At 32.9% G+C, this 8,534-nt stretch carries 8 protein-coding genes and 1 pseudogene; 2 read left to right on the plus strand and 7 right to left on the minus strand.

Annotated features, from left to right (window positions below; translation table 11 throughout):
- On the plus strand, positions 1–1,475 hold a 1,475-nt coding region (locus F6K13_RS07955; protein ID WP_287287165.1), incomplete at its 5' end, for a DnaB-like helicase C-terminal domain-containing protein.
- Between the two features lie 227 nt (positions 1,476–1,702).
- On the opposite strand, the gene F6K13_RS07960 is transcribed toward F6K13_RS07955, so the two are convergent.
- The 6 genes and pseudogenes from F6K13_RS07960 to F6K13_RS07985 form a co-directional block, all read right to left on the minus strand.
- A complete protein-coding gene (locus F6K13_RS07960; RefSeq protein ID WP_275670374.1) occupies positions 1,703–1,831 on the minus strand; it encodes a hypothetical protein in 129 nt (42 codons plus the stop codon).
- 196 nt (positions 1,832–2,027) lie between these two features.
- Positions 2,028–2,717 carry a hypothetical protein gene (locus tag F6K13_RS07965; protein WP_124145031.1) on the minus strand — a complete coding sequence of 230 codons (690 nt, stop codon included), beginning with the start codon at positions 2,715–2,717 and terminating at the stop codon, positions 2,028–2,030.
- 20 nt (positions 2,718–2,737) lie between these two features.
- Entirely contained in the window at positions 2,738–4,516 is a 1,779-nt protein-coding gene (locus F6K13_RS07970) for an NACHT domain-containing NTPase (RefSeq protein WP_161564990.1), read from the minus strand.
- 871 nt (positions 4,517–5,387) lie between these two features.
- Positions 5,388–5,954: pseudogene (locus tag F6K13_RS07975) on the minus strand (Uma2 family endonuclease).
- 109 nt (positions 5,955–6,063) lie between these two features.
- The gene (locus F6K13_RS07980; RefSeq protein WP_124145029.1) at positions 6,064–6,585 is read right to left on the minus strand and encodes an FKBP-type peptidyl-prolyl cis-trans isomerase; all 522 of its coding nucleotides are present in this window, start codon (positions 6,583–6,585) and stop codon (positions 6,064–6,066) included.
- A 410-nt stretch (positions 6,586–6,995) separates the two neighbouring features.
- The gene (locus F6K13_RS07985; RefSeq protein ID WP_124145028.1) at positions 6,996–7,322 is read right to left on the minus strand and encodes a phasin family protein; all 327 of its coding nucleotides are present in this window, start codon (positions 7,320–7,322) and stop codon (positions 6,996–6,998) included.
- Between the two features lie 116 nt (positions 7,323–7,438).
- On the opposite strand from F6K13_RS07985, the gene F6K13_RS07990 reads away from it, so the two are divergent.
- Entirely contained in the window at positions 7,439–7,792 is a 354-nt protein-coding gene (locus F6K13_RS07990; protein WP_124145027.1) for a zinc ribbon domain-containing protein, read from the plus strand.
- 6 nt (positions 7,793–7,798) lie between these two features.
- Here F6K13_RS07990 and F6K13_RS07995 read toward each other — a convergent pair whose 3' ends face one another.
- Positions 7,799–8,002: a hypothetical protein gene (locus tag F6K13_RS07995; RefSeq protein ID WP_124145026.1), complete on the minus strand. Its 204-nt coding sequence runs from the start codon at positions 8,000–8,002 to the stop codon at positions 7,799–7,801.
- Positions 8,003–8,534: the final 532 nt, after the last annotated feature.

Raw genomic sequence — 8,534 nt, forward strand, 5'->3', positions numbered from 1 at the left:
AAAATATTCTGTCAGATATGAGAAATTTTCCATCTATAAATCTAGATTTCCCCTCCAGCAGATTAAATTTAGTCAGAGACGGAAATTTATTAGTCGAACAATTAGAAAATGACGATATTTACTGGGATGAAATTGTTTCTATAGAACCAGTAGGAGAAAAGCAAGTATACGATCTGACTGTGCCAGAAACTCATAATTTTGTAGCTAATGATATTTGCCTCCACAATACTAGCTTCGCTGTAAATATTGGTCATAGTATTGCAGCTAATCTCAAATTACCAGTAGCAATTTTTAGCCTAGAAATGTCTAAGGAACAATTAGTATTAAGACTATTAGCAAGTGAGGCAAGAATTGAAAGTAATAGATTGCGGTCTGGACGAATTAGTCAGAGTGAATGGGAACCTTTAACTTCCGCTATTGGTACTCTTGCTGAAATGCCAATTTTTATTGATGATACTCCTAATATTACTGTTAATGAAATTCGTTCAAAAGTCAGACAATTACAAAGTGAACAAGGTGAAGCATTAGGATTAATTTTATTAGATTATCTACAGTTAATGGAGGGGAGTAATACTGATAATCGAGTGTTGGAGTTGGCAAGAATTACTCGGAGTTTGAAGGGTTTGGCACGAGAAATTTCAGTACCGATTATTGCTTTGTCTCAACTTAGTAGAAGTGTAGAGTCTCGAACTAATAAAAGACCGATGATGTCTGACTTAAGAGAGTCTGGTTGTTTGACTGGAGATACTTTAATTTGTTTAGCTGATGGTAAAAAAATTCCTATTTCTCATCTGGTTGGTAAGTCTAATTTTTCTGTTTTGGCGTTGAATGAAAATACTGGAAAATTTGAGTCAGCTATTGTTAGTAGGGTTTTTTCTACTGGGGTTAAACCTATATTTTCTTTGCAAACTTCTTCGGGAAAATTGATTCGGGCAACGGCTAATCATCCTTTCTTTTCTATGGGGGGTTGGAAACAGTTAAATACTCTGAATATTGGGGATTCTCTTGCTATTTTGAACCAAAAAATGCTTAAATATTCAATATTGTATTGTGGGCAACTTTTGTATCAAATGGATTTTAGGCCAAAATATGGTGGAAATTTAGGGTCTGTAGTTAAGTGTCGGGAGTGGGAAAAACCTACTCAAATTGATGTTAAATGGGATGAAATTGTGGAAATAAGACCAGATGGTGAGGCGGAGGTTTTTGACTTAACTGTGCCTAGTCTACATAATTTTGTGGCAAATGAGATTGTTGTTCATAACTCTATTGAACAAGATGCTGATTTAGTTATTATGCTTTATCGGGATGAGTATTATTCCCCAGATACCCCGGACCAGGGTATTGCTGAGGTGATTATTACTAAGCATCGGAATGGGCCGACTGGTACGGTTAAGTTATTGTTTGACCCCCAGTTTACTAAGTTTAGAAATTTGGCAATAAGAGGGAACAGGGAACAGGGAACAGGGAACAGATAAATCAGTTATCAGTTATCAGTTATCAGTTACCAGTCTCAGGAATTTTCCCAGGAGCAATACCAGAAATATTTTCATCTTGTGAAGCTCTCAATAAATGAATGCTAGTTTTTCCCTCGTCAAATCTTTCCATCTATTTCTCCTCAGTGGAAAAGTACGAATATTTTCATTTTGTGAAGCTTATGAAAAAAAAATCGGCACGTCGAAGGATTTTCAGTTGCTTCCTCTTTTCAGTTATCAGTTATCAGCTTTCTACCTAAATTACCAATTTTTAAAGGATGAAATATTATAGAGCGATAGAACTCTGTTCCGCTTCGCGATCGCTCAATCCATTTTTTTTCATCATTAAATTTTTTCATCTAACCTCCTCAGTGGCAAATCACCAATATTGTCATTCTATGAAGCTCCAAAAAAAATCGGCGCGTCAAAGGATTTAGGGGTTGCGCTCTCACAATTTTTCTGATACTTTAATATTTAAGTGTGGTTGTTTGTCATTACGCATGACTTTTTCTTCAACACAAGCAAGATAGTATAGTTTTGAGGGCGATCACCTCTTCAGTTATCAGTTATCAGCCTTCTGCTTAAATTGCCAATCTTTTTACAGAACTGCCAAAAAAAATCCTTAACTGAATCGTATAGGGTTAAATATAGGAAAATTTTCATCGGGGTAATTTCAGCAGTTTCAAAAATCAGATTTGCAAAACTATCAGATTTTAAAATGTTCTTGAGGGGATTAGTCATCTTTTGACCTATGTTTGTTGTGTAAATCTGTAAAATCAAAAGTATAATTAGCTGAACTAAGAAATTCACGCCCACAGGAAAATCAAAACTTACAATAAAAATTGTTACAATAAAAATTGTTATAAGTGGTAAATAAAATACTAGTAAAAACTCAAGTTTTACATCTAGAAAAAGATTATACCAGTTATCACGAATTGGAGGACGGTACTTTATGAGAATAGATAGTAAGACAAATTGTAAATCTCTATCTAAAGTTTCAAATAGAGATTGCCATCTCTCGCTAGGATTAATCTCATTAATCTCATCAATTTCATCAAACAATACTATCGCGCATAAAGGAATTACTATTCTTGGATCGGGATTATATTGAGAAATTTGTTTAGGAGTGCACTTACAACAAATCAACCAAGCTACTTTTGCCATGCTTTCTCTTTCTGATGGCGGAAAATGAACTGCTATCCATTCCCAATCTCTTAAATTAAATCTATCATCAACTTCTGCCATATTTCTCACTCCTAGAAAACCTAATTATTTAGACTCCTAAATTCTGCCAAATTTAAAGCAGCTAACCTCTGAATATTTTCATTAGAATGATAAAGTAAACCATTTAAAATTTCTCTCGAATAAGGAGTACCAATTTTGACTAAATCTCTCATTGCCATTTCCGAACCTTGCTCTGCTAAACCCTTCAATAAAGAAACTGCAATATCTCCCATATTAATAAGTGCTAAACGAGCATCTGCCAAATTAATATCCTCATAATACCTAAACAAAATATCCGCCGCTTGTGGCAAATTTGTTTTAGATAATGCCTTAACAGACGCCTGACGAATTTCCAAAGATTCATAATTATTCAAAGCATTTTCTAGAAACTCAAAAACAACTTTTCCCCTACCTCTTTCACGAACATCAGAAGCAACTGCTCCAAAAGCTCTAGCTAAATTTTCATCAGAATTTGCTTCTGCCAATTTTTCCTTAAACTCTTCAATAATTTTCTCTGCCAAAGTAGGAGAAACTTCTTGAGCATCTGCTAAACATTCAAAAGCTGTCAGAGAATCTTCCTGATAAATAACCTCTATTAAATTTGTACTATTCCCGGCAAAACCACACCAAAGTTTAACTGTTTCTCGCCAACGTTCCGGGTCATTTTTAAACCTTTCTATTAACTCATTTTCTCTATCTCTCAAAGCTGTTGCCGCAAAATATTCTTGCAAAGTTAAATGAGCAAACTGATATTTATCTCCCCTTTCAATTTCCAATAATAATCCACTACGTTCGACAATTTCTTTTAATATTGGTTGAGTATCTGTTTCAGGATTGAGATTCAAATCGGGTAAAACTTTTTGAATTTGTTCTACGACAATTTCATAATCTAAACTCAAGTCATTCTTTTGTTGTTTACTAGCATTATCTTGAGCAAATAAAGCCAGATGTTGTAAAACTCTCCGTTTATGAGCACTCTCTTTATATTGATTAAAATTATTCTGCCATTGATTCAATAAAATATGAGTAGATTCTTGATAAAAATCTGACCGAGACTGAGGCAAAACAAAAGCAGGTTGAGTATAAAGATGAGCAACAATAGTCAGCATTAAAGGATTTCTAGCTAACTCCATAATTAGGGGTCTATCTCTCAAAGTTTGTATGAGTTGATCGATAGATTTATCTGGAGGCATTTCAGATTTCCATGCTTCTAAAAAGAGTCGCATTTGTCTGTCGCTAAATTCTTTAATATCTAAAGTTTTCTCGACGGACTCAGCAAAATTATTCCGATAAACTGCTGCCCGACAAGTAATAATTACTCGACATTTATCATATTTATCTAATAAGTCATTAATAGCTTGTACAACTTGAGGGCGAATCAAACTTTTGACTTCATCTAATCCATCAAATAACAGAAATAATTTTCCTTTTTCCAGATTTCGCTCGACAAAAGAATTAGCTTTAGGAAAATCATCCCTATCTAAAGCTTCTACTAATTTCTGTTTTAATAATTCTATGTTGAGGGCAGAAATTTCTATTTCATTCAAGGGATATAACTCTAATAAAATCGGCACATATTCATTAGAGGAAGTTTTTAATTTTTCCCTTGCCCAAGAAAGAACAAGATATTTTAATAAAAGTGTTTTTCCAGCTCCAGGTTGCCCCTTAATAGCCAAACGATTATATTTTTTAATCTCAGAAAAATTAATTGGTTCATTATTAGCTTTTTCCAAAAATTGCAAAGATAAATAAATTTTTTGCAGATTTAAAGGATGGTTAGGAAGAAAAGAAACTTTTAGTTCTTGATGTTTATTAATCAAACCATTTTTATAGCGTTTTAGAGAGTAATTCCAAAACCATTCAAAACCAGCAATTTGATTATATAATCAGTTGCCAACAGTATTAATGAAACGAGTTACCCAACCTTGTATAACTTCCTTCGGTTAAATTTGTGTCGAAAAAGTTGAGTGTAAGAGAAATTAGATTTAGGCATATCAAGTTCAAGTCAGAAGTTATTAAGTCAGAATTCAGAAGTTAAATTCTTACTTTGTTATTTTGATAAAACTAGAAAAAATATTTAACTGATAACTGATTAAAATACAAGATTTTATACCCAATTATTTTGACAATAGATTTAACGATTATCATTACAGAAAATTTGTAGCAAAATTCCTAATATAAAATCCAGTTGAACAGTCATCATTGCGACGATAGGAAGCAATCTCTCAAACCCCTGAGATTGCTTCCTTCCACAGAGTGTAAGTCGCAATGACTTAGGTGTAATAATTATCTGGATTTAATATAAGTATTAGTCTTCAACTATTAGCTTTTAGTTTGCCTCCTGAGTCAAAACTGTCTTATCAGTTAGATTATAATTACTAAGTATTGTCTTGAAAGAAGAAATTATTATTGATAAATTTGATATTATTTCTAGCATAAATAAGTAGCTATTCAGTTAATATAGCAATTCTAAATAAGTTCTCATATTTTATCGTAGAGGTTTAGTCTCCATGCTTGGGTTGGGAGACCAAACCCCTACAGTTTTTCTCGCAAACCATTTAGGATTAGTATATAAGTCTTTTTAAATAAACTCTGACTTAATTCGTAAAAAAAAGCTGAGAGCTAATTGCTAATAGCTGAATGCTTAATTCATAAAAAAAGCTGAGAGCTAATTGCTGATAGCTGAATGCTTTATTCATCTTCATCAAACACAGGCGGCCAAAGTTCAACAATAGATAATTCCCACTCACCAAATAATTCAGGAATAGTCAAAATATCTCCATTTTTTAACTCAGTTTCTTCACCATTAGGACGATAAACAATAACTATTTCTTTGTCAGGATCTATCAATATTCCTACTTCCGCTCCTAATTCTAAATACTTCTTTATTTTCTTTTTTAACGGTTTAATCCTATCACTTTGAGACTTAATTTATACCACTAAATCTGGCACCAACTCCCCAAAATAACGAACACTTTTTTTCAAACGTTGGGCACGAACAAAAGAAACATCAGGAACTTTTAAATTAGTGTCTGGAAGAATAAAAGCACCACTAGAATCAAACAAACGTCCGAGACGACGTGGGTAAACCCAATTGCGTAATAACCTAATTAACTGAACGCCAACTTCACTAGAAATAATATCCGACGGACTAATAACTAATATCTTTCCTTCATCTAATTCTAATTGATAATCTAAACCTGCTTGATTAAGAGTACCTTGCAATATTTCTAAATCTTTAACTGTGAGATTTGACATATAATTTTTAGGAATTAAAGAATATATAAAAGGGAACAGAGAACAAGTCTCTATCCCCTTTTAATAATTATAATTGCTGATAGCTGATAGCTGATAGCTTACTTCCTAATTAATTCGCAATTCTCAATAATTCCACATCAAAAATCAGAGTAGCATTAGGAGGTATAACCCCACCAGCACCACTAGCGCCATACCCTAATTCTGGTGGAATAGTAAACTTACGACGTTCACCAACTTTCATACTAGCTACCCCTTCATCCCAACCTTTAATAACTCGACCTACCCCAACTTGAAATTGGAAAGGTTGATTGCGATCGCGAGAACTATCAAACTTAGAACCATCCTGTAAAGTTCCAGTATAGTGAACCACAACTGTCTGACCTGCTTGAGGAGTAGCGCCATCTCCTTCTTTCAAGACCACATACTTAAGACCAGATTCAGTAGTAATAGTTTCTTGGTTATTTTCAGTCATAATATTTTCTGCAACTTGTTCTTGAACTTCAGTAGAATTTATAGTACTTGGTGTATTTTGAGAAGCAACTGCCCCTTTTTCCGAACCCGTGATTTGAGCAACAATCAAAACTAAACCACAGAATATTACTACTGCCAGACTAATAATAATTCCTCGCAAAATTAATCCTCCTAATTTAAGTTAAAAGTCAAAAACTCTCAGTTGAAGTTTAAATTATAACTACTATATTTTGCAGCTACACTAGGGTCAGTTGTAATTTTTCCAATCTTGCAACTGACTTTATAAACACTCTAAACAACCTCCCATTTTCTCTGATTTGTATTTTTGAAAAAAAATCAAACAGACAAAACAGAACGTAACTACTGAAAAATTAATAACTATAATATTTGATACTAAAATCAATCTTCCATATAATTAAGTCAAAAACCAAAAATTAATATGAAAGTTTAACTTTAACTAAGATTCCGGATATTGTTAAATAACATAGCAGTCGTCAGGGAAGTTAGGACATTCTCACGTCTCTCAAATTTAATCACAGCAAGCATCTAACTTCTGACTTCTGACTTAATCTATCGCCAATTGCGATTTTCTAAATCTCGGATCTGACGCTCCAAACGGTCCAAACGACCCCGGAGTTCGTCCAATTCAGATTGACGAGGAACACCTATATCCTGCATGACATTCCGCATTTGTCGCTGCATCTGAGTTTCCCAGTTTCCCTGCTCTGACTTAAGTTGCTGCATTATATCATCAACAAAAGTTTTAGCTTGGTCTGGGTTGATAGTACCATCTTTAACCCATTGGTTAGTGACTTCCTGTATTTTTTCGGCCACTAGGGAAGTTGTACCAATGCCGATCATTAAAAGTTGTTTAAGTAGATTTTCAGTATTATTCATATTTTTTTCCTATTTCTATATTTTAGGTATCAAGGAGCAACAAACTTAGAATTAAGCTACAAATTTAAACTGTAGATGAAAAAAGTTGTTGAATTTATATATCTAGCATAATCAAAATGTCAAATTGTCCTCGTTGTCATCAACCAATTGATAGTCAGGCGATCGTTTGTCCGCATTGTCGATTTTCTCTTAAAGCTTTTGGTCATCCAGGAATTCCTATTTATCACAGTCAAACAGAAGAATATTTGTGTAATAGCTGTATCTACCATTTTGATGATACCTGTAATTTTCCTCAACGTCCTTATGCTAAAAATTGTACTCTTTATCATAACCAATCTGAACCCCTTGTACCTCCTACTAATTTTAATCATATTAGTTGGTTTGGAACTGTCAAATTTTGGCTTCAAAGAAATACTATTTGGTGGTTATTGTTAAGTTTAGTTCTTATCAGTTTGATAATGTCTTTATAATTAATTTTATTCTGATACTATATCTGATTCAAAAACTGGTGTAGCAGTGGAAGGAAAGCTTTGAATATGTTCTAACCTTAAAATTAAAACAATGTAATTTTTTTCCTTCTTCCTTCTTCCTTCTTTCTTCTTCCTTCTTCCTTCTGCTATAAATAAAACCAGAAAATTGTACCCAGTATATATAGTCATCTTGAACAATTTTTCAGTCATTACTCAATATATAAAAAATTTTAAACCCTGATTCCTGTCCCCTAATTCTGGAGTTTATTTACATCTAAATAATTAATTTTTTTCTGATACTATAGTCATTTAAAATAAGAATGAAACACTTTTTTAGGTGAAACTCTTTCAAAGCCATAAATCCTTGTCTCAATATCAAATGAAATAACTATATATTTGGCTAAAAAACTGGTAAATAAAATCAGAAAACTTTACCCAGTATATATCGTCATCTTGAATAATTTTTCAGTCATTACTCAATATATAAAAAGTTTAAAACTCTAATTCCTGTTCCTTAGTTCTGGAGTTTAGTTACATCTAATAATTAATTTTTTTCTGATACTATATCTGGGTCAAAAACTGGTATAGCAGTCGAAATAAAGGTTAGGATATATCCAAAGCTTAAAACTCAGAAAACGTAATTTTTTTTCTTTTTCCTTCTTCCTTCTTCCTTCTTCCTTCTGCTATAAATCAAACCAGAAAATTGTACCCAGTATATATAGTCATATTGAATAATTTTTCA

It is taken from the genome of Okeania sp. SIO2B9 (genome assembly GCF_010672505.1).
GTDB classification, from domain to species: Bacteria; Cyanobacteriota; Cyanobacteriia; order Cyanobacteriales; family Microcoleaceae; genus Okeania; species Okeania hirsuta.